Annotated in this window: 24 protein-coding genes; 16 read left to right on the top strand and 8 right to left on the bottom strand. The window is 66.1% G+C overall.

The window, feature by feature from the left end; genetic code table 11:
* Nucleotides 1-6 precede the first annotated feature (6 nt).
* On the top strand, nt 7-579 hold the full coding sequence (locus tag N4S67_RS22245; protein WP_260995176.1) for a TetR/AcrR family transcriptional regulator: 573 nt from the start codon (nt 7-9) through the stop codon (nt 577-579).
* Nucleotides 576-1,445, top strand: coding sequence for an alpha/beta fold hydrolase (locus N4S67_RS22240; protein WP_260995175.1), 870 nt, complete (start codon nt 576-578; stop codon nt 1,443-1,445). The genes N4S67_RS22245 and N4S67_RS22240 overlap by 4 nt, the downstream gene beginning before the upstream one ends.
* Before the next feature lie 10 nt (nt 1,446-1,455).
* On the opposite strand, the gene N4S67_RS22235 is transcribed toward N4S67_RS22240, so the two are convergent.
* On the bottom strand, nt 1,456-2,115 hold the full coding sequence (locus tag N4S67_RS22235) for a hypothetical protein (RefSeq protein ID WP_260995174.1): 660 nt from the start codon (nt 2,113-2,115) through the stop codon (nt 1,456-1,458).
* A 23-nt stretch (nt 2,116-2,138) separates the two neighbouring features.
* The gene (locus N4S67_RS22230; RefSeq protein WP_260995173.1) at nt 2,139-3,596 is read right to left on the bottom strand and encodes a phospholipase D-like domain-containing protein; all 1,458 of its coding nucleotides are present in this window, start codon (nt 3,594-3,596) and stop codon (nt 2,139-2,141) included.
* A gap of 155 nt (nt 3,597-3,751) precedes the next feature.
* Between N4S67_RS22230 and N4S67_RS22225 the strand changes: the two genes are divergently transcribed.
* From N4S67_RS22225 to N4S67_RS22215, 3 genes are read left to right on the top strand one after another with little or no spacing between them, the layout of a single operon-like run.
* The gene (locus tag N4S67_RS22225) at nt 3,752-4,597 is read left to right on the top strand and encodes a mycofactocin-coupled SDR family oxidoreductase (RefSeq protein WP_260995172.1); all 846 of its coding nucleotides are present in this window, start codon (nt 3,752-3,754) and stop codon (nt 4,595-4,597) included.
* Between the two features lie 4 nt (nt 4,598-4,601).
* Nucleotides 4,602-6,893: an ATP-binding cassette domain-containing protein gene (locus tag N4S67_RS22220; protein ID WP_260995171.1), complete on the top strand. Its 2,292-nt coding sequence runs from the start codon at nt 4,602-4,604 to the stop codon at nt 6,891-6,893.
* Between the two features lie 11 nt (nt 6,894-6,904).
* Nucleotides 6,905-7,582: a PAS and ANTAR domain-containing protein gene (locus tag N4S67_RS22215; RefSeq protein WP_260995170.1), complete on the top strand. Its 678-nt coding sequence runs from the start codon at nt 6,905-6,907 to the stop codon at nt 7,580-7,582.
* 205 nt (nt 7,583-7,787) lie between these two features.
* Here the strand turns inward: N4S67_RS22215 and N4S67_RS22210 are convergent, their stop codons facing one another.
* Nucleotides 7,788-8,543: a class I SAM-dependent methyltransferase gene (locus N4S67_RS22210; protein WP_260995169.1), complete on the bottom strand. Its 756-nt coding sequence runs from the start codon at nt 8,541-8,543 to the stop codon at nt 7,788-7,790.
* Complete coding sequence (locus N4S67_RS22205; protein ID WP_260995168.1) at nt 8,540-9,514, bottom strand: methylenetetrahydrofolate reductase C-terminal domain-containing protein; 975 nt, start codon at nt 9,512-9,514, stop codon at nt 8,540-8,542. The genes N4S67_RS22210 and N4S67_RS22205 overlap by 4 nt, the downstream gene beginning before the upstream one ends.
* A 311-nt stretch (nt 9,515-9,825) precedes the next feature.
* Between N4S67_RS22205 and trhA the strand changes: the two genes are divergently transcribed.
* Nucleotides 9,826-10,548, top strand: a complete 723-nt coding sequence (trhA, locus tag N4S67_RS22200) for a PAQR family membrane homeostasis protein TrhA (RefSeq protein ID WP_390893486.1) — start codon at nt 9,826-9,828, stop codon at nt 10,546-10,548.
* 5 nt (nt 10,549-10,553) lie between these two features.
* Here trhA and N4S67_RS22195 read toward each other — a convergent pair whose 3' ends face one another.
* Nucleotides 10,554-11,924 (bottom strand): WS/DGAT/MGAT family O-acyltransferase, encoded by a 1,371-nt coding sequence (locus N4S67_RS22195; RefSeq protein WP_260995167.1) that lies wholly within the window; start codon nt 11,922-11,924, stop codon nt 10,554-10,556.
* Between the two features lie 190 nt (nt 11,925-12,114).
* On the opposite strand from N4S67_RS22195, the gene N4S67_RS22190 reads away from it, so the two are divergent.
* The 5 genes from N4S67_RS22190 to N4S67_RS22170 all read left to right on the top strand — a co-directional run bounded on the left by N4S67_RS22190 (nt 12,115) and on the right by N4S67_RS22170 (nt 17,367).
* Entirely contained in the window at nt 12,115-12,924 is an 810-nt protein-coding gene (locus tag N4S67_RS22190; RefSeq protein WP_260995166.1) for a CDP-alcohol phosphatidyltransferase family protein, read from the top strand.
* The gene (locus tag N4S67_RS22185) at nt 12,921-13,550 is read left to right on the top strand and encodes a lysophospholipid acyltransferase family protein (RefSeq protein WP_260995165.1); all 630 of its coding nucleotides are present in this window, start codon (nt 12,921-12,923) and stop codon (nt 13,548-13,550) included. Before N4S67_RS22190 ends, N4S67_RS22185 begins: the two co-directional genes overlap by 4 nt.
* A complete protein-coding gene (locus N4S67_RS22180) occupies nt 13,534-14,466 on the top strand; it encodes a phosphatidate cytidylyltransferase (protein WP_260995164.1) in 933 nt (310 codons plus the stop codon). The genes N4S67_RS22185 and N4S67_RS22180 overlap by 17 nt, the downstream gene beginning before the upstream one ends.
* Before the next feature lie 77 nt (nt 14,467-14,543).
* Entirely contained in the window at nt 14,544-16,184 is a 1,641-nt protein-coding gene (locus tag N4S67_RS22175; RefSeq protein WP_260995163.1) for an ABC transporter ATP-binding protein/permease, read from the top strand.
* 250 nt (nt 16,185-16,434) lie between these two features.
* Nucleotides 16,435-17,367, top strand: a complete 933-nt coding sequence (locus N4S67_RS22170; protein WP_260995162.1) for a manganese catalase family protein — start codon at nt 16,435-16,437, stop codon at nt 17,365-17,367.
* A 31-nt stretch (nt 17,368-17,398) separates the two neighbouring features.
* Here the strand turns inward: N4S67_RS22170 and N4S67_RS22165 are convergent, their stop codons facing one another.
* On the bottom strand, nt 17,399-18,145 hold the full coding sequence (locus N4S67_RS22165; protein WP_260995298.1) for a YwaF family protein: 747 nt from the start codon (nt 18,143-18,145) through the stop codon (nt 17,399-17,401).
* A 198-nt stretch (nt 18,146-18,343) separates the two neighbouring features.
* On the opposite strand from N4S67_RS22165, the gene N4S67_RS22160 reads away from it, so the two are divergent.
* The 5 genes from N4S67_RS22160 to N4S67_RS22140 all read left to right on the top strand — a co-directional run bounded on the left by N4S67_RS22160 (nt 18,344) and on the right by N4S67_RS22140 (nt 22,549).
* Entirely contained in the window at nt 18,344-19,711 is a 1,368-nt protein-coding gene (locus tag N4S67_RS22160) for an NAD-dependent epimerase/dehydratase family protein (RefSeq protein ID WP_260995161.1), read from the top strand.
* 50 nt (nt 19,712-19,761) lie between these two features.
* Complete coding sequence (locus tag N4S67_RS22155; RefSeq protein WP_260995160.1) at nt 19,762-20,646, top strand: SDR family NAD(P)-dependent oxidoreductase; 885 nt, start codon at nt 19,762-19,764, stop codon at nt 20,644-20,646.
* Between the two features lie 110 nt (nt 20,647-20,756).
* On the top strand, nt 20,757-21,560 hold the full coding sequence (locus N4S67_RS22150; protein ID WP_260995159.1) for a SigB/SigF/SigG family RNA polymerase sigma factor: 804 nt from the start codon (nt 20,757-20,759) through the stop codon (nt 21,558-21,560).
* Between the two features lie 150 nt (nt 21,561-21,710).
* Complete coding sequence (locus N4S67_RS22145; RefSeq protein WP_260995158.1) at nt 21,711-22,007, top strand: hypothetical protein; 297 nt, start codon at nt 21,711-21,713, stop codon at nt 22,005-22,007.
* Between the two features lie 92 nt (nt 22,008-22,099).
* On the top strand, nt 22,100-22,549 hold the full coding sequence (locus N4S67_RS22140; RefSeq protein ID WP_260995157.1) for a universal stress protein: 450 nt from the start codon (nt 22,100-22,102) through the stop codon (nt 22,547-22,549).
* A gap of 10 nt (nt 22,550-22,559) precedes the next feature.
* Here N4S67_RS22140 and N4S67_RS22135 read toward each other — a convergent pair whose 3' ends face one another.
* A complete protein-coding gene (locus tag N4S67_RS22135; protein ID WP_260995156.1) occupies nt 22,560-23,174 on the bottom strand; it encodes a class I SAM-dependent methyltransferase in 615 nt (204 codons plus the stop codon).
* The gene (locus N4S67_RS22130) at nt 23,171-23,998 is read right to left on the bottom strand and encodes a glycosyltransferase family 2 protein (protein ID WP_390893485.1); all 828 of its coding nucleotides are present in this window, start codon (nt 23,996-23,998) and stop codon (nt 23,171-23,173) included. Before N4S67_RS22130 ends, N4S67_RS22135 begins: the two co-directional genes overlap by 4 nt.
* Nucleotides 23,999-24,003: the final 5 nt, after the last annotated feature.

Raw genomic sequence — 24,003 nt, 5'->3', positions numbered from 1 at the left:
CAGGCCTTGACCACTGGAGTGAACGCGCCGCGCCGTCGCAGCGAGCGGTCGCGGATGGCGATCGTCAATGCCACCAAGGAACTGCTGCTGGAGCGCGGATTCGACGGGCTCAGTATCGAAGCCGTGGCCGCGCGCGCCGGGGTCGGAAAGCAGACCATCTACCGCTGGTGGCCGAGTCGGCCCGCCCTCGTCGCCGACGTCCTCCTCGAAGACTCGGACAAGATCCTCAAACCCGTGCCCAGCACCGGCGACCTCGTAGCCGACCTGATTCGGTGGTCGTCCAACCTCGCCGCGACGCTGACCACCGCACGCGGCAACGCGATGCTGACCATTCTCACCGTGGCCGGAATGGAACACGAGGACACCAAGGCACGGATGTACGCCGGGTTCAGCGTGCCGTTGCATGACGGGGTCAAGACGAGATTGGCGGCGTGCGGTCTGGACGATGTCATATCGGCGGCGGCCGCCGATGCGATCGTCGGCGGCATCGTGTATTCGATCCTGACCGAGGGGCGGTCGTTCTCCCGCAGCCGAGCCGAGACCATCACCCGGACGGTCCTCGGCGGTGTCGCACCGTGACGCTCCCGCCCACCACCTTCACGACGACCGGTGCCGACGGCCTCACCATCGTCGCCGACCGCGTCGGTGACCCCGCCGCGCCGGCTGTGGTGTTTCTGCACGGAGGCGGCCAGACGCGTCGTTCCTGGGGCCGGGCGGCCGCGGCGGTGGCCCAGCGCGGTTGGCAGGCGGTGACTGTCGACTTCCGTGGACACGGCGACTCGGACTGGTCCGCCGATGGTGACTATCGCGTCGCCACGTTCGCCGGCGATGTCCTCGAGGTGCTGCGGCATCTCCCCGCGCGACCGGTGATCGTCGGCGCGTCGCTCGGCGGATTCACCGCGATGCTCCTTGCCGGCGAGCTCGCTCCGGGCACGGTCCGCGCCGTGGTCCTTGTCGACATCGTGCCCGACATGAACCAGTCGGGCGCATCGCGGATCCACGACTTCATGGCCGACCGGATGGTGTCGGGGTTCGAGTCGTTGGACGAGGTGGCCGACATGATCCAGAAGTACAACCCGCACCGTCCGCGACCGACCGATCTCGACGGGCTGCGCCCCAATCTGCGTCAGCGAGACGGCCGCTGGTACTGGCATTGGGACCCGAAGTTCATCGACGGCACCGCGGCACGCCCGCCTATCGAGGTGACCGAGGTCGAGCGCATGCATGCGTCGGTGGCCCGGATTCTTCGCGACGGTGTGCCGGTGCTGCTCGTCCGCGGCCAGATGAGTGACCTGGTCACCGAGGAGCGCGCCGAGCAATTCCTCGCCCGCTTCCCCGCCGTGGACTTCGTCGACGTGGGCGGAGCCGGGCACATGGTCGCCGGAGATCGCAACGACTTGTTCGCCGACGCGGTGGTGGACTTCCTCACCCGTCATGCGCGCTGAGCGCGAGCCGTTACTTCTCCAGTTCGCCGGCGATGCCACGTTCGATCGCCGCCCGCGTCGCCTTCGGCAGCACGATCAGCCCGTCGAGTTCGCGGTGCGCCAGTTCATAGGCACGCTGGCGTTCGTCCGGTGTCGCCGCGTCGTCGAAGGCCACCCGCAGCAGCGACTGCCCGCGTCCGAGACGCTGCTGCTCGTCTGACGAGAAATCGCTGCGGCGCCGACGAATCGCCTCGGTCTCCGCAGCATCGAACGCGGTCGAGTACTCCTCGACCGCGGCAAGGTACTGCGCGGCTGACTCGCGGTCGTCGAGCAGATCCTCGGCCCGGACCGGGCGCAACAGGTCCGCGCGGCGCTTGGCCTGGTGGAATCGCATGGTCAGCGGCTCTCGCATATCGGTCATCAGCGGGAAGTCGAGCAGCCGAACCGGGTCCAGTTCGTAGTCCAGCCATCGTGAGTTCGTCTGCGCGTGTTCGTCGACCACCCGGGTGATGGTCTGCCACAGCACCGCGGCGGAGTTCGGCGTGCCCCGGACGTCGTCGGGTGCGGATTCCACGAGCTGTTCGGGTGGGGCTCCGCGGCGCCTTCCGTAGGCCCTCAACGCCGCGATGAGACCACCGACGATCGGGACTACCACGATGAGCAGCTCGATGAGGCGGATGACGAGTCCCACACCTCCACCATGCCATCCGCGGGTCAGCGTCTGAGGCCCTCGATGAACCGCGCCACGCTCCGGGTCAGCGATCGCGGGACATGGTCGGGGTCCATCAAGTCGTTCTCCGCCAGCGGCCCGGCCTCGTCGGCCACCGTCTCCTCGGTGAACGGTTGCAGCGTTTTGCCCTCACCTCGAAGCGCTTCGACGGCCGCTAGGAGGGACCCGCTGCTGCGCATCGCCTCGTCCAACTCGTCGACGGCCACTCCAAGGTGCTCGGCCACGAGTTGATTCCGTACCGACGTGACCTCGCAGCGGATCTCGTCGTGCTCGGCGCGGTCCTGATCGGCCTCGATGACCACGTCGCATTCGCTGTCGAATCCCAACGACCGGTTGTTGAAATTCGACGAGCCGATACGCAGGAGCCTGTCGTCGATCACCATGACCTTCGAATGGACGTAGATCGGCGCACCGCCGTCGGTTTCGGGCCAGTAGACGCCGAGACGCCCGTGCTGATCGGCCTCCCACAACTCGTGCAGGAGCAAGTGCCGCGCGCTGTCCATCGTCTCCTGTTCGAGGCGGTTGTTGCCGCGACGGGGAAGGACGATCACGACCTCCGGACCGTCTGCTTCCCGAAGCCGGGCAGCCAGCGCGTCGGCGATACGGCGCGCAGCCATGTACTGGTTCTCCAGATAGATGGTGTGGCGGGCTGCGGCAATCGCAGCGAGGTTGAGCGCCTCGACCTCACGTACCTCCTCGCGATCGTCGAGTTCGGGTAGTGTGCGCGCGATTCCGACGTCGACGTGGCGCAGCGTCGGCTCCAGCTTGCTGGGCCAGGCGACGTGCTTGGCTTCCACCGGTTCCACGTTTTCACCTGTCGCCGTGTGCCATCGCGCTCGCGCCTGCTCGCTGAGTGCACGCGCGGCCGCCCCGTCGACGGCCGCCATGACGTCGTGTCGCGGCCCGTAGGGCCGGCGCACGGTACGACGGATTCGAGTGTCGTGCTCGTGCTCGCGGGTGTCCCACCGGTCGACGGTGAGGTCGATGCCGCCGCAGAACGCCACCGCGTCGTCGACGACGGTGATCTTCTGGTGATGCACGCTGCCGATCGGATGGGCTCCGTCGACGGCGAAGTGGATTCGCTTACTACTGATTTGGTTCACGACCGACACGGGCGTGAACCCGTACCAGATGCCGTCGAACGCCGGAAGCAATCGCAGATTGGACCGCAGCAGATAAACCTCGAGTGCGGGTCGTTTCCACAGCATCCAGTAGAGGAAGGCGCCTAGCTGGTTGGGGCCGGGCAGCGTTTTCACGCCCCGCTCGAAGTTCATCCTCGCGTCGAGATCCCACGCGATCAACATGATTCGGTGCTGGGCACGCAGCATCGCCGCCTTGGCGTGCAGGAAATAGTCGGCTGCATCGATGATCGGGGCGAACTGGTCGGCGCACGTCACCTGCCAGCACGTCTGGCCTTCAGTCAGCAGTCGATCGTCGGTCACGTTGGGGCTCTCAACGAATGTGACGGCGCAGCGCGGACATGCCGCAGTGGTTACCACGTTTGACCTCGGGTTAACCGTGCGGGAAGCGATCTTGACGTCGCCACCTTTCCGTCGCAGCCATAATCATCCGAACGACACAACTGGAAGAGGTCGCAATGGCAGACACCAACGTCGGCAGGGTCGCCGGCAAGGTCGCGTTCATCACCGGCGCCGCGCGCGGCCAGGGGCGCGAGCACGCCATCCGACTCGCCGAGGAGGGTGCCGACATCATCGCCGTCGATGTGTGCGACGACATCGAGGGCTTGGGTTACCCGATGGCTACCGATGACGACCTCGCCGACACGGCGAGGTTCGTCGAGAAGTCCGGCAGGCGGATCGTCACGGCCAAGGCCGACGTGCGCGACGTCGACAGCCTTCGTGCCGCGCTCGAACGCGGCGTGGCCGAGTTGGGCGCCGTCGACATCGTGGTGGCCAATGCGGGCATCAGCGGCACCCCCGCTCCTGCCGCGATGATCGAACAATCGGCATGGCAGACGATGCTCGACATCAACCTGACGGGCGTGTGGCACACCGTGAAGGCGGCGCTGCCGCACATGACCAACGGTGGCGGGTCGATCATCCTGGTCAGCTCGATGCTCGGCCTCCGCGGCGGCGGCTACATGGCTCACTACGCATCGGCCAAGCACGCCGTCGTCGGCCTCATGCACTCGTTGGCCAATGAGCTTGCTCCGCAATGGATCCGAGTCAATTCCATTCACCCGGGCAACATCCGGACACCGATGCTCGATAACGAGCAGTTCATACGCACCCTGCGGCCGGACCTCGCCGATCCCACCCTGGACGACGCAGCACAGATCATCGGGAGCTTTCACATGTTGCCCCAGCCGTTGATCGAACCGCGCGCCGTCAGCAATGCCATCTTGTTCCTCGCCTCGGACGAGGCGCAGTACATCACCGGGGCGGCGCTCCCGATCGACGCGGGCGCCGTCGCGAAGTTCTGAACCGATGACGGACAAGCCCGTGCTCACCGTGTGTGCCGGTGATGTCCGGCACGTGTTCGCGCCGGGCCGCGAGGTGGTCATCGGGCGTGACGTCCGCGCCGACCTTCGTATACCCGACCCCCTCATCTCGCGCGCACACGCGATCCTGCGCTGCTGCGAGGGACAATGGGTCGCGGTCGACAACGACAGCCTCAACGGCATGTACGTTGACGCGCAACGGGTTCCGTCCCTCGCGTTGCGCGATGGCTCCTCGCTGCACCTCGGCGTCCCAGACGGTCCCAGGCTGGCATTCCAACTCGGCCCCCCACCCGATGAGCGGCCGACGGTGGAGACGACGCGACCAACCCGGCCCATCACGATCGGACGGGCGCCCGACAACGACATCGGCGTCTCCGACGTGCTGGCATCACGCCACCACGCCAGGCTGATTGCGACACCGTCGGGGATGCAGATCCAGGATGCGCACAGCGTCAACGGCACATTCGTCAACGGCACGCGGATCAAAAACGCGACGCTCGTGGAAAGCGACGTCGTCACGATCGGCAATGTCGACTTCGTCTACGCCGGAGGCACTCTCGTCCGCCGCCGCGAACCCGCCCCTACGACAGGTGGACTGAAAGTCCGCGACGTCAGCGTCACCCTCGAAAGTCCAAACGTGACACTGCTGAACAAGGTGTCCTTCGACGCAGCGCCGGGCACGCTGACGGCGGTGATCGGGCCCTCGGGCTCGGGTAAGTCGACCTTGTTGAAGGTGCTGTTCGGGGCGTGGCAGCCGACCGGCGGGGTGGTGTCGTTCGACGGGCACCTTCTGCATGCCGAGTACGCGTCGCTACGCGGCCGAATCGGCATGGTGCCGCAGGACGACGTCGTGCACCGCGGACTCACCGTCAACCAGGCGCTGAACATCGCCGCGCAATTGCGAATGCCACCGGACACCGGGGAAGGTGAACGGCAGCAGGTGATTTCGCGCGTGCTCTCAGAACTCGGCATGGCGCCGCAGGCGCAAACGCGGGTCGACAGGCTCTCGGGCGGGCAGCGCAAGCGAGTCTCGGTCGCCTTGGAGCTGCTGACCGAGCCCTCGCTGCTGATGCTCGACGAACCGACCACAGGTCTGGACCCGGCGCTGGACCGCCAGGTGATGGCGTTGCTGCGGGAGCTCGCCGACGCCGGTCGCGTGATCGTGGTGGTGACGCACTCGTTGGCGTTCCTCGACATGTGCGACCAGGTCCTGCTCCTAGCCCCCGGCGGCAAGACCGCATATCTCGGCCCTGCCGACGACATCGGTACGGCGATGGGGTCGTCCGACTGGGCCGATATCTACCACGAGATCAGCGCAGATCCCGACGCCGCGCAACGGCGCTTCGTCGAGCGCCGCGGCCCGGTCAGCGATCCCGGTCGGCCCACCCCCGGGCCGCCGGCGCCCAGGAGCACGTCGGCTCGAACCAGCCACTGGCGGCAATTCCGGGCCATCGCCCGTCGCCAAGTGCAGCTTCTCCTCGCCAGCCGCCGTTATCTCGTCTTCCTCGTCGTGGCGCCGTTCGTCGTCGGTCTGCTGCCGATGGCGGTGGGCGGCGACGCCGGGTTCAACGCACCGCCCGCAGGCTCGACCGCACCTTTCGAGCCCCGGCAGATCGTGTCACTGCTCGGCTTCGCCGCGATCCTGCTGGGCACCACGCTGACGGTTCGCGACCTGATCGCCGAACGGGCGACGTACCGCCACGAACAGGCCGCCGGGCTCTCACCATCGGCGTACCTGCTGGCCAAGATCGTCGTGTTCGCTGCGGTGGCGGTGCTGCAGTCGGCGGTGCTGGTGCTCGTCGTCACCGCCCCGGGCCTCGGAAAGCGGGCACCGTCGACCGCGTCAGTCCTCGGCATCCCCGTACTCGAGTTGTTCGTCGACGTCGCGGCAACGGCGGTCGTGGCCGCGATCCTCGGCCTGGTCGTCTCATCGGTCTCACGCTCCAGCGACCAGTACATTCCCCTGCTCGCGGTCACCTGCACGGCGCAACTGGTGCTCGCGGGAAGCTTCATCCCGATCACGGGCCGCCCCGCATTGGAGGCCTTCGCCGCGCTCACCCCGGCGCGCTGGGGCTTCGCCGCCACGGCATCGACGATCGATCTGACCAACCTCGTTCCGACCGTGCGCGATGCGCACTGGCTGCACACCGCGTCGGCGTGGTGGTTCGACATGGCGATGCTCACGGCGCTCGGCTTGATGTTCACCGGGTTCGTGCGGTGGCGGCTGCGACGCCGAAATGGGGTCCGTTCGCGCGTCGCTCCTCGACGCCCGATGTGATAATCGAGGTTGTGACCCGCACGGACGACCACCAGATGTCGGAATTGGACACCGGCACCGACGGTGTCGCACCGGGAGTTTTGGACAAGGCGCTGCTCGGTGGCGCTCCCCAGCGAGTGGGCAGATTCGAATACCGCTACGACACCGACACCTGGACCTGGTCGGCCGCGGTCGCCCGCATGCACGGGTACGACGAGCACGTCGAGCCCACGACGGAGTTGATCCTGCGTCACAAGCACCCTGACGATCTCGGAATGGTGAAAGCGCTGTTGAAACGCTCGTCGGCGCCGTTCAGTAGTCGGCACCGGATACGCACCGTTTCCGGCGAAATCCGCAGCGTCGTCGTCGTCGGCGAAATCGTCACCGACGACGCCGGTGAGGTGATCGCCACCCGCGGGTTCTATATCGACGTCACCAAGTCGGTCAGCGACGAGGTCCAGCACGAACTCGGGGCGAAGCTCAACGCGGTCGTCGCCGACCGCGCCGTCATCGAGCAAGCCAAGGGCATGTTGATGGCCACCTACGACGTCGACGCGGACGCGGCTTTCGAGATTCTTCGCTGGCGGTCACAAGAGCTCAACATCAAGCTGCACGACATCGCGAAGGAATTGGTCACCACGCTGCCTTCGTTGCTGAGTTGTTCGCGGGGGCCGGTGGATCATTTTCTGATGACCCTGGTTGCAGACTGACCCCTCGTACTGCCTCGACCCTCATGCGTCGGATCGCTGACGTTCGCGTCAGACTTTTGCCCAGCCAGTTTCCGATTTCGCAGGTCGGGCATGCTGTTGGAAGCCAGCTCTGGGTCGGGTCGCGACCCGTGCTGGTGTTGAGGCGTTCGGCGGGGTGACCCAATGGAGTTCAGCAGCGAGCCTGCCCGCCGAGCGCCGCCTCTCTTCAGCCGCGACGCAGCACCAGCAATTCGCCGGTCAATGTCCCGTCTTCGAGGAGCCGCGCGATCCTCTTGCTCTGGCGCTCGGCCAGCTGCCAGGCGCGTGTGTCGCCGTGTCGGTCGGCGAGCGCCTCTGTCACCGCCTCCTCGCGCTCGGTCCATTCTGGGGGAATCGCAGGTAGATCGACCGTGCACAACCAGTGCTCCACTTCGAGCGCGGCGTCTTTCACCAGCTCGACGAGACGGCTGGGCGTCGGAAAGTTGTTGTCTTCGAGTTGATTCGGTGGTACGTCGCGGTGCGCGACGAAGGCGAGCAAGCCGATGCGTCCGTCAGGTCGCACGGTGCGCCGTAGTTCATCAAGCAGCGTCTGTTGATCCGCTGTCGTGCACAGCACGCCCAGCGCCCACGCGGCGTCGAAACGTTCGTCGGCCAGCGGAAGTGCCCCCCCGGCAGCCTGAATCACCGGATAGTCGAACAATGTCCTCGCGGCACGGCACGCGCCGAGTTCCGGTTCCACAAGCACCGGCAGCACGGATCGCGACATCGCGGCATATGCCGCGGGACCGCCGACGCCCGCCCCGCAATCGAGCAACACCTGCCCGGGCGCCAGTCGCATCTGATCGATCAGCCAGTCCAGGGCGGCGGGACTTCCGCTGCCCCGACACGCCGCAGGGATATGGAATTCCGGGCCCAGGTCAGCGGCCACTTGTGCCGTCCACTGCGCGACCGTGTCGAACTCGGCCTCCATCGCCTCGCTCACAGAACCTCCGCTCTGATCCGGCGGCCGACCTCGGCCTTGATTTCGGCGCCCACCCGAGCGCCTGACGCCGACGCCAGCCCGGAGATGTTCACGCCCTCGATGCCCTCGATCGACAGCAGAGCGCGCGCTTCGTCGACGGCTGCATCGATGCCTGCCGCCACCGGATCGGCGGCGCTGAGCACCCCGTCCGTCACGGCCGGGTCGAGTTCGAGTCCGGGCAGGCCCTGCAGCACAGCGGCGGACACGCTGTCGGTGAAGACCGCGACAGCGGCCAGCACTGGGATGGTGAGCCCGACCGACCGCCCGATCTTCATGAAATCGGCGACCATGTCGGGATACGGCACGTGGTTGAGCACCGCCACACTCGCGCCGGCACGCTGCTTTTCGGCCAATCGCGTCGGTCGGGCGTGCACGGGAGGCGCGGTGGGTGTCTCGGGCGCTGCCGCGACCATCCCGATCGACGCGGCCAGCGATATCAGGCGCGGGCCGTCGAGGTCGAATGTCTGCGTGACGTCCGGTCGGACGTCGTAGCCGCGGCCGTCGCCGGTCACACAGAAGACGGTGGAGGCACCGATACTGCGCAGCCCGCGCAACTCCTGCTCGAGCACCACTCGATTGCGATCCCGGCACGACAGCGTGATCCACGGGTTGACGCCCGCCTCGAGCAGCAACCCGGCCATCAGCGTCGGCGGGAAGTCGGGCTTGTTCTGATGCTCGCCGACGAGGACGGCATCACAGGCGGGAGCGAGGATGGCGGCCGTCGCCGCGACGTCGGCCCTGTCGAACGGCGCGCAACTGAAATCGGTGAGCACCCTGGGGGCGCCGGCCGGGCGTGGAGTCGACGCCGCCCCCGCCCACGGCACCACATCGGGGAAGGCGCAGTCACCCGCGCGCATCTCGCACTGACCGTCGGGCCGCACCCCACCGCACGGCCCGAATTCCATCTTCTTCGGACAGCTCTGCCCTGGCACCTCCACCCCCTCACGCCAGCCGTTGCGCAGGCAATACCCAACCGACCTGCGATTCAAGCGTCGCGGACCTTCATATGCAGCGAAACGGGAGCGGCGCAGGTCGGGCCGGTGCGACCCCTTCCGTTCCGCACCCGGTCACCGGGTCGTCATGGTTCCCGCGGCCGCGAATGTCGAAGTTCGAGCGGCCCTCGGGTTACGCTGCGGGCATCGGCCATCTGGGGGCATCTCGGCCGCGAGTGATTCGGAGACGTTTTGAGCGAACGCTCACTGGGGGTACAGGCACCGTGATCATCGGAGATACCGAGGCCGTACTGGCACCTCTGAGGGGCCCGCAGGAAGTCGCGGACGTCGAGGAGGACCTGCCTCAGATACTTGGCGACGCCGTCACCGAAGTCCTCGGCGTTCCGCGGGCGCGCGGCTGGATCCATGTTTGCTCGGCTGCGGTGTTCATCGTGACCGGCGCGGCCCTGGTGCCCATCGCCTGGTTCACCAATTCTTCGACCGCCGGCTGGGCGGCGTTGATCTACAGCGCGACGATCATCGCGATGTTCAGCGTCAGCGCGACCTACCACCGCGTGCAGTGGCGTTCCCCTACCGCCGAGCAGTGGATGAAGCGCGCCGACCACTCGCTGATCTTCGTGTTCATCGCCGGCAGCTATACCCCGTTCGCACTGCTCGCGATGCCCGGCTCAACCGGCAGGCAGCTGTTGATCATGGTCTATACGGGCGCGCTTGCTGGCGTCGCGCTCAAGGTGCTGTGGCCCTCGGCCCCCAGAACCGTCGGTGTGCCGCTGTATCTGTTGCTCGGCTGGGCGGCGATCTTGTACGCCCCGGCGCTGTTGGAAGGCGCCGGCGTGCTCGCCGTAGGGCTACTCCTCGCCGGGGCCGTGTTGTACAACATCGGGGCGATTTTCTACGCCCTGTGCTGGCCCAATCCGTGGCCGCAGACGTTCGGCTATCACGAGTTCTTTCACGCTTTCACCGCGGTGGCGGCGGTCTGCCACTTCGTCGCCGTCTGCCTTGTCGTTCTGTAGCCGACTCAGACTTTGATGCCGACGGCCCGCTCCAGGTCGGTCAACGAGTCCTCGAGGTGCATGAGCAGTCGCTGCAGGTGCGGAACGCTGCGACGGCATCCCACGAGGCCGAAGTCGAGATTGTCGGCGTTGTTCGTCATGGTGATGTTCAAGGCCTGACCGTCCAACGCGATCGACAGCGGGTAGTTGCCGCCGAGCCGAGCGCCGTTCCAGTACATCGGTTCACGCGCGCCGGGAACGTTGGAAATCACGATGTTGAACGGCGGCGGGGCCGACGACACGAATCCGGGCACCAAGCCAAATGCAATGCCCGACATCAAAAAAGCCGACAACGCTTGCGCTTGAGTTCGGGGCAGCTCGGCGAACACCTTCTTGTTGTCGCGCATCGACATGCTGATCGCGTCGAGACGCTTGGCGGGGTCCGTCGTGTCTGTCGCCAGGTTGCACAGGATCGTGCCGACCATGTTGCCGCCCGCATCCTGCTCGTCCTCGGCTCGAAGGCTGACCGGAACCATCGCTACCAACGGCGTGTCCGGGAGCGCGTCGGCTTCGATGAGGTAGGCCCTTAATGCGCCTGCGCACATGGCCAGCACGACGTCGTTGACGGTGACGCCGGAAGCGGACTTGATGGCCCGGATCCTCGCCAGCGGCCACGACTGTGCTGCTGCACGCCGCGCTCCACCGATCGGCACGTTGAACATCGTCCTTGGTGCGCGGAACGGCAGTGTCAGCTGCTGTTCGACCAGCGCCGCTCTGGCCACCGACAGTGTCGAGGGAGCAAGCGCGGCAACGGACCCGACGGTGTCGGTGAGCTGTCCCAGTACCGACCTCGACGGTCTTGATTCCTTGCTCCTGCGCTTGGGACCGAGAGTCCACGGCACCCGGATCTCGCGATCGTCGGGGTCCGGCGACATCGATCGCATCATCAGGCGCTGAGCCGAGACACCGTCGAGCAGCGAGTGATGGATCTTCGTGTAGATCGCGAAGCGACCGTCCCCGAGTCCCTCGACGAGGCTGGCCTCCCATAGTGGTCGGTGCCGGTCGAGCAACGTGCCGTGCAGCCGTGATGTCAACTCGAGCAGCTCACGAACCCGTCCAGGGCGCGGCAACGCCGACCGTCGCAAGTGGTAGTCGATGTCGACGTCGTTGTCGAACGCCCACGCGAGATTGCTGATGCCACCCAACAACCGGCCGGGATGCTTCCTGAACGTCGGCTGGAAATCGTCGTTCTTGACGATGGTCTCGTGCAAATCGCGGACGAAGTCCTCGCCGCTGCCCTCGGGCGGCTCGAAGAGTTGTAGGCCCGCGACATGCATCGGGTGCTCACGCGATTCGCCGATGAGAAACATGGAATCGGTCGGCGAGATCAGCTTCATCGACGAAACGGTACCCACCTCGCCTGTGATTTACGCAACCCACCGACGGATGTGCATCCAATCGTCACAGCGGCAGCCGCGCACTTCTTGGGATCGGTAGCCCCCCGGCCTCGATTGACTCGGCGAAATCGCACGCCACCTAGGTGGCGCAGTCCCCGTAGAAAACGGCACACCACGAAAGGAGCCGGCCATGACCTCGTACGTCGCAACTCGGAATTCCCTCCAGTCGACGACTCCGTCGCGAGCGCGGATGGCTGGCCTGTACGCGCTCAAGCCCTGGTTCACCGGACGGTTGACGCCCATCGTCGACGCGGCCGCGGCCCGTCGGGTGTCCCCGGACGTCTTCACTGGCGTCGGCGTCGCCGCGGCTGCGGCCGCCGGAGCCGCAGTTGCGTTCGGCTGCTGGCCGCTGGCGGCGCTTTTCATGGTGCTGCGGTTGGCGGGCGCCAACCTCGACGGCGCAGTGGCCCGCGCCCGCGGAGTGAGCCGGCCCTGGGGTTTCGTCGTCAATGAGATCGGCGACCGTGCCGCGGACCTGCTGGCTTTCGCCGGCCTTGCGGTGTGGGCCGCGCGCCAGGGCGGTGCCGGCCTGGATTGGCTGTCCTGGCCGGTGGTGCAGGTACTGCTGGCCGCGCTCGCCGCGACGCTGCCGACGTTCGCGTCACTGGCCGCGGCTGCCGCGGGCGCGACGCGCCGCAACGGCGGTCCGCTCGGCAAGACCGAACGCTGCCTGTTCGTCGTGCTGGCCACCGCATTCCCGGTCATCATGCCCGTGCTGCTGGTGCAAATGGTGAACGGATCGCTGCTCACCACGGTGCTGCGGTTGCGGGCCGCGCACCGCGAGGTGAACGCGCAGCGCGCGACAGCGGCTCGCAGGCAACGGATCACGCCGCAGCGCGTCGTCCTCATCGAGCAGTTCGATGCGGTCACCCAGCCGCTCAACGCGGTCACCCAACCGCTCAATGCGATCACGCGGCCCCTCACCGGGGTGGCGGCATGACCGCCAATCAGCTCGCGAGCGTGCTTCGGCACTGGCTCTGGCGGACGGTGTGCGCCGTCTCGGGCGGGTTGACCGTGACCGGCCGGTGGCGCGCTGCGGGCGGCTGCGTCGTCGTGGCCAACCACGCCTCGCACGCGGACACCGCGGCACTGTTGGCAGCACTCCCACCCGCGGCGCGGCCGGTGTTCGGCGCGGCCGCAGACTACTGGTTCGAAGTGCCCGTTCGGCGCTTCATCGCCACCTCGTTGGCCGGCATTCTGCCGGTCCGGCGATCCGGCGACGGTGGCTATGCCGCGCTGCTTGCCGCTGCGGGCCCAGCCCTGCGAGCCGGACGCACCGTGGTGATCTATCCCGAGGGAACCCGGTCCACAGACGGCACAGTCGGCGAATTCCGTTTCGGTGCAATACGGTTGGCGCGCGACTGCGGCGTGCCGATCGTCCCCGTTGCGGTAGAGGGGACAGCCGACGTGCTTCCCAAAGACGGCCGCTACTCCCCTTCGCCAATGCGGATCTACATCGGGGAACCCGTCGACCCCGGCAACGTCGCGCCGTCTCAGTTGCGTGACCAGGTGATTGCGATGCGGGCCGGCGCGCAGGTCGGTGACCGGTATGCCCTCGCTTCTTGAGCCGCTGACCGCGATCGCGGAGCAATACGTGTGGTTCCTTCACCTCGAACGGCGGATGTCGCTCGACATCGACCTGGGCCCTCTGCAGGTTCACCTGTACTCGCGCGCGGTGTTCCTGACCTATGTCACTGCCGCGATCCTGGGGCTGGCCGGCATCGCAGTTCTGGTCTCGCGCAAGCGGGAACTGATCCAGAAGTGGCGAACATGGGTGCTGATCGCTCCGGCGGCCGGCCTCCCAATGCTGATCGGGCAAGGCACCACCGCCGCACTGGCCGCGGCGCTCGCCGTCGTCGCGGTATTCGAGTACGCGCGACTGGTGAAACTGCGCCGGGCAGACACCTGTGTCCTTGTCACGCTGGCCGCGCTGTATCCGCTCGCCGCCTGGCTGCGTCCCTCGTTGTTGCACGTCGCGCCGATCGTCGTCCTGCTGTGCGCGGTTCCCTCGGTTCTCGGTGGCGACGTCGAAAACGGTGCGACGCGTGCCGCATTCACCGCGTTCGGGTCGGTGTGGATCTGCTGGTCCCTGTCACATCTCGTGATGGTCTGGCCTGGCGCGTTTCTGCTGTGTTTTGCTGTCGCGGCGACCGACGTCGCGGCGTGGTGCGGCGGAAAAGGGTTGCGGCACATGGCATGGGCCCGCAGACCGCTTTCACCGCTGAGTCCGAACAAGACGGTCGGCGGGCTCGTCGGCGCCATCATCGGGGCGTTCCTGATTCTCACGCTGCTGGGCACCGTGTCGATCGGACTGCTCTTTGCCGTCTCCATCGGCGGTGTCTTCGGTGACCTGCTGGAGTCGATGCTCAAGCGGCAGGCTCAGGTGAAAGACGCCGGCGACTGGCTGCCTGGCTTCGGCGGCTTGCTGGACCGAATCGATTCGCTGTTGCTCGTCCTCCCACTGGCCTACTTCCTCGGATGAGAGATGTCATGAACCAGTCCCACTCCCAACTCGCCGAAGTCGACGTCTCTATGATAGGCGGGCTCGAGGTGCGTGGCATGAGCATTGCGATGGAGCGCAATACGGTTCTGCTGGACCGGGTCTCGTTCACTGCCCGTCCAGGCACTCTGACGGCAGTGATCGGCCCGTCAGGCTCCGGCAAGTCCACGCTGTCGCGAGCTGTCGCCGGCATCGAGCGACCGACCATCGGCACGGTGTCCTTCGAGGGACGCGACGTGCACACCCAGAACGTGTTGGTAGGCAATCGGATCGGCATGGTGCCCCAGGACGACGTCGTGCACGGCCAGCTCACCGTCGCGCAGGCGCTGGAGTTCGCCGCGGAACTGCGGATGTCCGCTGACTCCACCACGATCGAGCGCCGACAGGTAATCGCCTCGGTGCTCGAAGAGCTCGGGCTGACGGCCCTCAGCAACACCCGCATCGACGTACTGTCAGGCGGGCAGCGTAAACGGGTATCGGTCGGGGTGGAACTCTTGACCAGTCCCTCGCTGCTCGTGCTCGACGAACCGACGACCGGGTTGGACCCTGCCCTGGACCGTGCGGTGATGGCCATGCTTCGCCGACTCGCCGACGCGGGCCGGGTCATCGTGGTGGTGACGCATTCGTTGACGTTCCTCGACATGTGCGATCAGGTACTGCTGCTCGCGCCCGGCGGTAAGACCGCCTACTGCGGACCGCCCGGCGAGCTCAAATCGACCATGCAGGCTGCTGATTGGGCCGACGTCTTCGACACTGTGTGCGCCGACCCCGACGGTGCGCAACGCCGGTTCGTGGCGAGCAGGGAACCGCAGCCGGACATCGTGGTGCGCCACGCGCCCGTTCCAGTAGCGGGGCAGCGCGAATCGACGCACGCCCCAGTGTGGCGTCAGGTGTCGACAATCGCGCGCCGCCAGGTACAGCTGCTCTCGGCCAACCGCCCTTATCTTCTGTTCCTCGCGGTCCTGCCGTTCATCGTTGGTTTGCTCCCGCTGACGGTGATTGGGCAGGCAGGTCTCGGCCAACCGCCCGCCGACGGCGCACCGCCCTTCGAGGCGAAACACATCGTCGCGTTGACGAGCTTCGCCGCGATCCTGATGGGCACCACGCTGACGGTGCGCGACCTTGTCGGTGAACGCGCAATCTTTCAACGCGAGCAGGCGGCAGGACTGTCGGCAACGGCGTATCTGTTGGCGAAGATCGCGGTGTTCGGTGCGGTCGCGGTGCTTCAGTCGGCGATTCTGGTCGCGGTCGTCATGGCACCCGTGTTCGGCAAGCCCGGCCCGGCTGATGCAGCGGCGCTGGGCGGACCGCTGTTCGAGCTGTTCGTCGGCGTCGCGGCGACGTGTGTCGTGGCGGCGGTGCTGGGGCTCGCAATGTCGGCGTTGGCGCGGACCGGCGATCAGGTGATCGTGCTGTTGGCCATCGCTTTGATCACCCAGCTGGTGTTCGCCGGCGGATATATCCCGGTGACGGACCGGCCGTTGTTCGAGACCATCGCCTGGCTCATGCCGGGGCGATGGGGCTTCGCTGCTACTGCGTCGACGGCCGATCTCACCAACCTGGTGGCCGGAATCGCCGACGACTCGCACTGGCAGCACACCACGTCGGCTTGGATGTTCGACATGGCGATGCTGGGGGCGTTGGCTTTCGGTTTCGCCGCTATCGCGCTGTGGCGGGTCCGGCCGAGGCAGCGCCGCTGAGCGCGAATTATCGCACGTTGCCAAGAGCCTTGACGCAACGCCGTTTTCGCGACATCGATCTCGGAAGGCCGCTGACACATCGGCGTTTGCGACGTACCGACACGGGTACCACTGCTGAACACAGGCCGCATCACCGCGATGCCGCCTGTGCGTTGGCACTGGTGGCAACGGCACAACGACGCCAGCCGGCCTAGAGCGTTTCACACCGAGCCGCTCGGTTCACGCATCTGACGATTCGAGGGAAGACACGATGTACTTACACACCCAGCAATTCATCAACGAGATTGCCGTTGACGAGCCGGATCCCGCTGCCGCGAACGCCCTGCAGGAGGGCCTCGGGGGACAGTTCGGCGAGATGCGCACGATGATGCAGTACCTGTTCCAGAGCATGAACTTCCGAGGCGATCCGACCTCCAAGCCCTACAAAGACCTGCTCCAGGGCGTCGGCACCGAAGAGATCAGCCATGTCGAACTGATCGGGACAACCATCTCCCGGCTGCTTGACGGATCGCCGGATTACAACGGCAAGAAGACCGATCCGGTCGATCAGCCCGGCGCCAACGGGGCCACGCCGTTGAAGATCGCATTGGACCACAGCAACATCCATCACTATCTTGTGGGCGCGCAGGGAGCCATGCCGGTCGACGCGGCAGGCAACCCGTGGCTGGGGTCGTATGTCTACAACAGCGGAAATCTGGTGCTCGACCTGCTGTACAACCTGATGCTCGAGTCGACCGGCCGCCTGCAGAAGTGCCGGATCTATGAGATGACGGACAACAAGACCGCACGCTCCACAATCTCCTACCTGATCGTCCGCGACCAGGCTCACGAGAACGCGTTCGCCAAGGCGCTGGAGAGTCTGGGCGTCAACTGGGGTGCGGTCCTGCCGATTCCCAAGACGAGCGCCGAGCAGTTCCCCGAGGTGAAGAACCTCCTCGACAAGGGGCTGCAGAGCATCCAGTACACATTCAGCGCCGACGACCAGAGTCAGGCAGCCAAGCTGTACCGGGGTGCGTCCCCGTCGAACGACGGCACCGAGTTGAGCACAGCCGTCATGCCTGAGGGTTTCCCGATGACCATCGCCCCCGAGCGTCGCGAAGAATTTGCGCCCGGATTGGACAAGGAGCTGTTGGCGCTCATCCAGGCCACTGCCGAGGTCGAGATCGCGTCGAACGAGAAGTAGCGGGTACCGCTGCCGCGGAGGGTCCGCCCCATCACTGCCGACGTACGGTTTCGCGACGTCCGGATTGGTGCGGGCGGGCCCCCCGCGATCGCTCCCACGGCCAGGTCATCAGTGTCCAGATGACGAAAACGATGGCGATCTCAGCCATGAGGTACACCGGCCACGGGCCGAGGAGGTCGAGCACCGAGGCGGTGGGCGGCTTCCTGTTCAGGTAGCCGTAGTTGGTTCCGGTTATCGCGTTGAAGGTGAACGTGAATGCCATCCACCCGAGCGTGACGATGACCGCGAAACGGTGATCGCGCCACCGCGGCCGCTGCCTTCGTCCCCATGTGAGATAGATGGCGGCCCACACGGCGAGGACGTGAAGGGTGAAGAACGTAAGGAACAGGTGATGGGGGAAATCCGGCGCACCCTCCTCGGGTGTGCCGATGTCTGGGGTGATCAACGCTTGCGAACTGAGAAGCAGGCACCAGTAGTACGTGAGCACGAAAGCCCAATGCCGTTGCGACCACAGGGCGTAGGCGGCGGTGAGCTCGGCGATGTCGCACAACTGCAGCGGCACGGATGTCGCAAGGTCCGGGCGAATCAGTTTGTAGACCAGCGCCACCAGAAACGCCCCGACGATCAACAGTGCGAAAACTCGGGCGAACCGGCGCGCCTGCTCGTCGGTCTGTCGACGGCCCGCCCACACCAACAATGCCGCGCCGATCGCGAAAATCGTCAGCACTGCCACATGTGACGGCCCGTAAGCCGAGAACTCCCGTTGCGCAGAGAACACTCGTTCAACTCCCCGTCGGATCGGAACTCCGAAAGACTTACCCATGATCTCAAGTTGCGCTCGTTACAGCGCCGAAGGCCGAGGGAGTGTCGAGTTTGTCGCCGGGCGCCGCGGGTACCTCCGGGCGACACGACCTACGGCGGACGGAAATGCTGAAATGCCCTACGGAATCTCGGCCACGTCCGGTTGGCCCGAACCGTGACCACCCCGGGCCGGGTGGTCGTGACCGGCGCGTCGGGAAACGTGGGCACCGGCGTTCTGCGCGAGCTCGCCCGACAGTTGCCGGAAACTCACGTGATCGGTGTGTGCCGTCGGCCTCCTGAGCACGGAGAGGTCTACGAACGGGTGCATTGGCACGCAGTCGACCTGTCATGCCCTGACGCCGCCGCGCAATTGACGTCGGTCATGCGTGATGCCGACGTCGTCATTCATCTTGCGCTGGCGGTTCAGCCAGTCCGCGATGAGGACTACCTCTACCGGGCAAACGTGCTCGGCTCGGCGGCGGTATTCGAGGCCATGGTCGCCGCGGGCGTCGGGCAATTGGTGTACGCGTCCAGCCTCGGCATCTACGCTCCGGGAGCGTCGGCACCCGTCACAGAAGAGTGGCCCGACACGGGTCAAGCCACGTCGACGTACAGCAGACACAAGGTGATGGTCGAGCGGATCCTCGACGACTTCGTCAACGAGCATCGCGACGTCGTGGTGGCGCGGTTTCGGCCCACCGTCGTGGTCCAACGCGAAGCGGCCTGGTTGATCAAGACGCTTTACCTCGGTCCGCTGGTGCCGCAGGCCGCGCTGGAGATGCTTCGTCGTCGGCGGCTTCCGATCCTGCCCCTGCCAGCGGGCGTCGAACTGCAGTTCGTGCACGCCGACGACGTCGGTGACCTGGTGGTCCGGTTGATGCGGCAACGGGCCCGCGGTTCGTTCAATGTCGCGGCCGACGTCCTGAACGCCGACGCCTTGGCCCGCCTGGTCGGCGCCCGCGCCGTCGCGATCAGTCCGCGCGTCGTACGGGCGGTGATCTCGGCTCTCAGCGCCGCCCGCCTGATCGCGCTCACTCCAGGGTGGTACGACGTGGCCACCAACACCCCGCTGATGGACACCTCCAAGGCACGGCGCGAAGTCGGCTGGGCGCCGAAGCACTCGTCAACCGTTAGCGCGCGGGAACTGATCGAGGGCATGGCCGACGAGACCGTCGGGGCCAGCGCCGCTATGGGATACACGAGCCGACGCGACAAGGTTCTTCGGACCACTGTCGACAGGGTCCATGACGTCTCCCTGGTCTCGTGGAGCCTGTTGACGGTCGGGCGAGCCGCAGGCATCCGTCGTGCCGGTCTCGTGGACGGTGTGGTCGTGGCCGCCAACCTGGTTTCGGGCACTCCGATGGCGCTGGACAGAATGCTCGAAAGTCGACGAGATCCGGTCGCGCTCCTGGCGCCGGTCACGGTCGTCGCGGCGTTGGCCGCAACCGTGCGGGGCGGCTGGACCCCCGTCGTCGCCACTGCCGCACTTCATTTGCTGAACGCGATGGAGCGCAAGCGACGCAAAACCAAACCGCGTTTGTGACAAGTTGTTTCCGGCGCTCGCCAGCGGGTAGCTCAGGCAGGTGACGAAACATGAGTAGCTCGCAGCCGCGCCCGGCCACTGAAGTTGTGGTGATCATGGGCGCGTCCAGCGGGATCGGCAAGGAAACCGCGTTGCGCTACGCGCACCGGCGGGCGCGCCTGGCTTTGGCGGCACGATCGGAGGAGACGTTGCGCCAGGTGGCCGCCGAATGCCGTGACGCGGGTGCGGTCGATGTGGTCGTTCAGGGCACCGACATCGCCGACGCCGACCAGGTGCAGCGGTTGTTCGACATGGCCATCGCCCGATACGGGCGAGTGGACGTCGTCGTGCAGTGCGCGGCGATCACGACCTTCGGCCGATTCGAGGATGTGCCGGTCGAGGTGTTCGACGGCGTGATCCGCACCAACCTGCTCGGAGCTGCCAACGTGGCGCGAAGCGCCCTGAACCACTTCCAGCAGCAGCAATCCGGACACCTGGTGTTGATCGGGTCACTGCTGGGCGTCACCGCTGTTCCCTACCAATCAGCCTATGTGGCAAGCAAATTCGCGCTGTGCGGCCTGGTTCGTTCGTTGCGTCAGGAAAATCGACAAGTGCCAGGGGTCAAAGTGCACGGGATATACCCGGGGCCTGTCGACACCGGCGTCTACGCGACCGCGAGCAATTTCTACGGGCGCACGCCCCGCGTGCCACCGACCGCGGTCTCGCCGTCGACCATCGTCGAGGCGATCGTGCGTGCCACCGACCGTCAGACCTCCAGTGAACGTCAGGTCGGATGGATGAACCGGCCCGCGATCATGGCGTACCGGCTCCTACCGTCGTTGTACGACGCGATGGTCGGACCGTTTCTGCGGGCAGTGGCGTTCACCGACGAGCCGACAGAGGCGTCCAACGGCAACGCTTTCGAGGCACAGCCCGCCTCACATACCGCCAGGTGACGCGCCTGCCGTAGGCGGGGAGGGTTGTACTTGCCGGGCAATGGGTAGTCCCTGACTACGGGTTCAGCTTCGAGCCGCGTTGTCACCACTGCGGAACGGACGGGTCAGTAATGACGCCCAGATCAAGCTCGGAATATGCCGATGTCGCCATGATGTTTCGGCGACTCCAAAGTCTGGACCCGGAGTCGGCGGCATTCCACCGCCAGCGCGACGAGATCATCGCGAGAACTCTCCCCCTTGCCAACCACATCGCGCGCCGCTTCCGGAACCGGGGTGAGCCGCTCGATGACCTCGTGCAGGCTGCACGAGTCGGCTTGGTCAACGCGGTCAACCGTTTCGACATCGATAACGGCGCCGATTTTCTCGGATTCGCAGTGCCCACCATGATGGGCGAGGTGCGCAGACACTTCCGCGACTACAGCTGGGCGGTCAAGGTGCCGCGTCGACTGAAAGACCTTCAGGCGCAAAAGAATCGGTCTCGTAGCGAGCTCACCCAGCAGATCGGCCGCGCACCCACCGCCGCCGAACTTGCGGCCCACATGGGTGTCGACCGCCAGACGATCATCGATCTCGAGATCGCCAGCAGCAACTATTCGACTCTGTCAACCGATCAAAGCATGGGCTCCGACGACGATCGCCCGTCCATCGGCGAGGGTCTGGGCAGCGACGATCCCGGCCTCGACAAGGTCGTCGACGTCGAAACGGTGCGGCCGCTGATAGCCGCGCTCCCTCAACGGTTGCGCACCGTGCTGACGCTGCGATTCTTTGAAGAGATGACCCAATCTCAGATCGCCGACCAGATTGGTTGCTCGCAGATGCACGTCTCCCGGCTGCTCGCGCAGGCGCTCAACGTTTTGCGGGCCCAATCCGAAGGCGACGTAAAATCGGCGACAAGTCTCGCCGCCACGGCTTGATTGCAGCGCCCACCTCGTGCTTGCGCCTTCCTCCTGAGCCGTTAACGGTTCGTGCTCGCTTCGATCACGAACAACCAACGGCAAGGCCGTAACGGGAAAACGATGGTTTGATCGGTTCAGCGCCTGCCTGGGCCGTTCGGAGGTTGCCCCGTGGGGATGCTTGGACCGACGTCCCTGGCGTGTCTTGTGCTCGCCGTCGCCACCATCGCTGCGATAGGCGGATACGTCGCATCGACGTTCGCTCGAAGAAGTAAGCGGCGTGCACGCGGCTACCTCATTCTCGGATTCTGCTGCGGATTGCTGACCGGCGGGATGCTGCGCGGACGGCGCCGCCGCCTGCGCGCTCTGAAAACCGTGCTCCGCAGCGGCGAGACGCGTTTGGCCGCTCTCACCACCACGGTCGCGGCATCGCGCGCCATATTGAGAGCGCGGCTTCCTTCGCGGTAGTTCGGCCGCAGGACGCGGGCGCGATAGCCTCACGAGGTTCGGTGTACATCCGTACACTCAATGCTTCGGAACTCACCGAACCTGGAGGATTGATGAGCGACTACAACGTCGTGGTGGTCGGCACCGACGGCTCGGAGTCTTCGTTTCGCGCAGTTGATCAAGCGGCGGCGATCGCGGCCAAGGCGAACGCCAAACTCATTGTGGCGACCGCATATCTGCCGAAGGTAGAGCTTCGTTCCGGCGAGCCCGATCAGGTCAACGACGAGAACTACCGAACGCAGGGGAACGCACCGGTTTACGGGATGCTGCGGGAGGCCAGCGATCGAGCGCGTGCGGCCGGCGTGACGGACGTCGAAGAACGGGCCATCGAGGGAGCCCCTGTCGATGCGCTTGTGGCGCTGGTGGATGAGGTGAACGCCGACCTCTTGGTCGTCGGGAACGTCGGCCTCGACTCGATCGCAGGCCGATTGGTCGGTTCTGTTCCCCGAGCGGTGCGACGGCGCGCGAAAACCGAGGTCCTGGTCGCGGAAACCAAAGACTGATCGGTCTGCGTCACGGCTTGATCCATCGCCACTGCGTCGACCACCACCGCTGCGCGTCCGGCAACGCGTCGCTGACGGCACCGACGACGCCAGGCCACTGGTAATCGTCGTAATCGTCGCCGGACAACCAGCCACCGCGCCGCACCTTCGGCGCCCAAGCGGCGATATCGGCGCAGACGCTCGGATAATCGTGACGTGCGTCGATGTGAATCCACGCGAACGACTCGTCGTCGAACAGTCGAGCCGCCGCGACCGAATCGCTGATGAGTAGCTGTACCGAGTCGGCTAAACCGCACGAGATCACGTTGCGGTGCAGTGTTCCGGCGAACGTCCCCCCACCGTGCTCCACCGCTGGGCCGTGTGCGTTGGTGGCGCCACGTCCTTCCGGACCGCTCCCCTGCGCGGTGTCAACCCCGAGGATCGCGATGTCACGCCCGCCCACCCGGACGGCCTCGGCCAGCGAACAAATGCTCTTGCCCAGATAACAACCGACCTCGACGAATCTCGCACCGTCACCGAAGTGCGCCACGGCCTCCTCCTGGGCCGACCGCCACTGGAACCACCCGGGGATGTCCTGCCACCGGCGTACCGGTGCGTCGAAGCCCGACATCGCATGGCCACTCATACCGCTCCTCGGTTGACGTTCGTGACGATGATGTCATCCCCGCGCCGGGCCAACGCCCCGTTCTGTTCGAACGCGTCCAGCCAACCCGGCATCGGCCATCGACCCCAGCGATTGTGGAAGGTCCTGGCGTTGGCCACGATGGCTTCCAGGTGTTCGATAGGCGGGCTCGACACCGGATGGTATTGATGATATGCGTCCGCGCCGCCCACCCAGATGAGCGGAATATTAAGTGCCGCAGCGTTTGCTGCGAAATCGGTGTCTTCGGCGCCATAGCCGACATAGACCTCGTCGAACCCACCGATACGCCGCCACGCCGTCGCCGAGACAGCGAACGACAGGGACCAGAAGAGGTCGTGGTTGGGCTCGGTGAGCAGGACGCCGGACGCGGGCGCGGGCCGCGCGGGATGCGGATTCGTCATGGACTCCAACGACTCCAGTCGGTATCGGTTCGGCGACGGCGGTAGGTATGTCACCGGCCCCGCCAACAACGCGTCTCCGTCTACGCGTCGATAAGCGTCCACATAGCGACCGATCATCTCCGCGCCAGGGATGCAATCCACGTCGAGGAACACCAGCAACTCCGCGCCAAGATCCAATGCACACCGAGCCCCGAGGTTGCGAGCTCGAGCCAACGGCAGATCGCCTGTCGCCGAGTCGCATTCGACTACTCTCGCGGCGGCTGGGGCAAGCGCCTTGATCTGCGGGTCCGACATTGCGACCACGCAGCGGATATCCGCCCTGATTTCAGAGCGGACGAGGCCGGCCTCCTGCAACGCCAGGTGATCGTGCCGCCGGTGCACGACCGTGATCACCGCCGTGCGCACACCGG

The organism is Mycobacterium deserti (assembly GCF_025345615.1).
GTDB classification, from domain to species: domain Bacteria; phylum Actinomycetota; class Actinomycetes; order Mycobacteriales; family Mycobacteriaceae; genus Mycobacterium; species Mycobacterium deserti.
The sequence above is the reverse complement of the archived record's forward strand: the minus strand, read 5'-3'. Positions and strand labels throughout refer to the sequence as shown.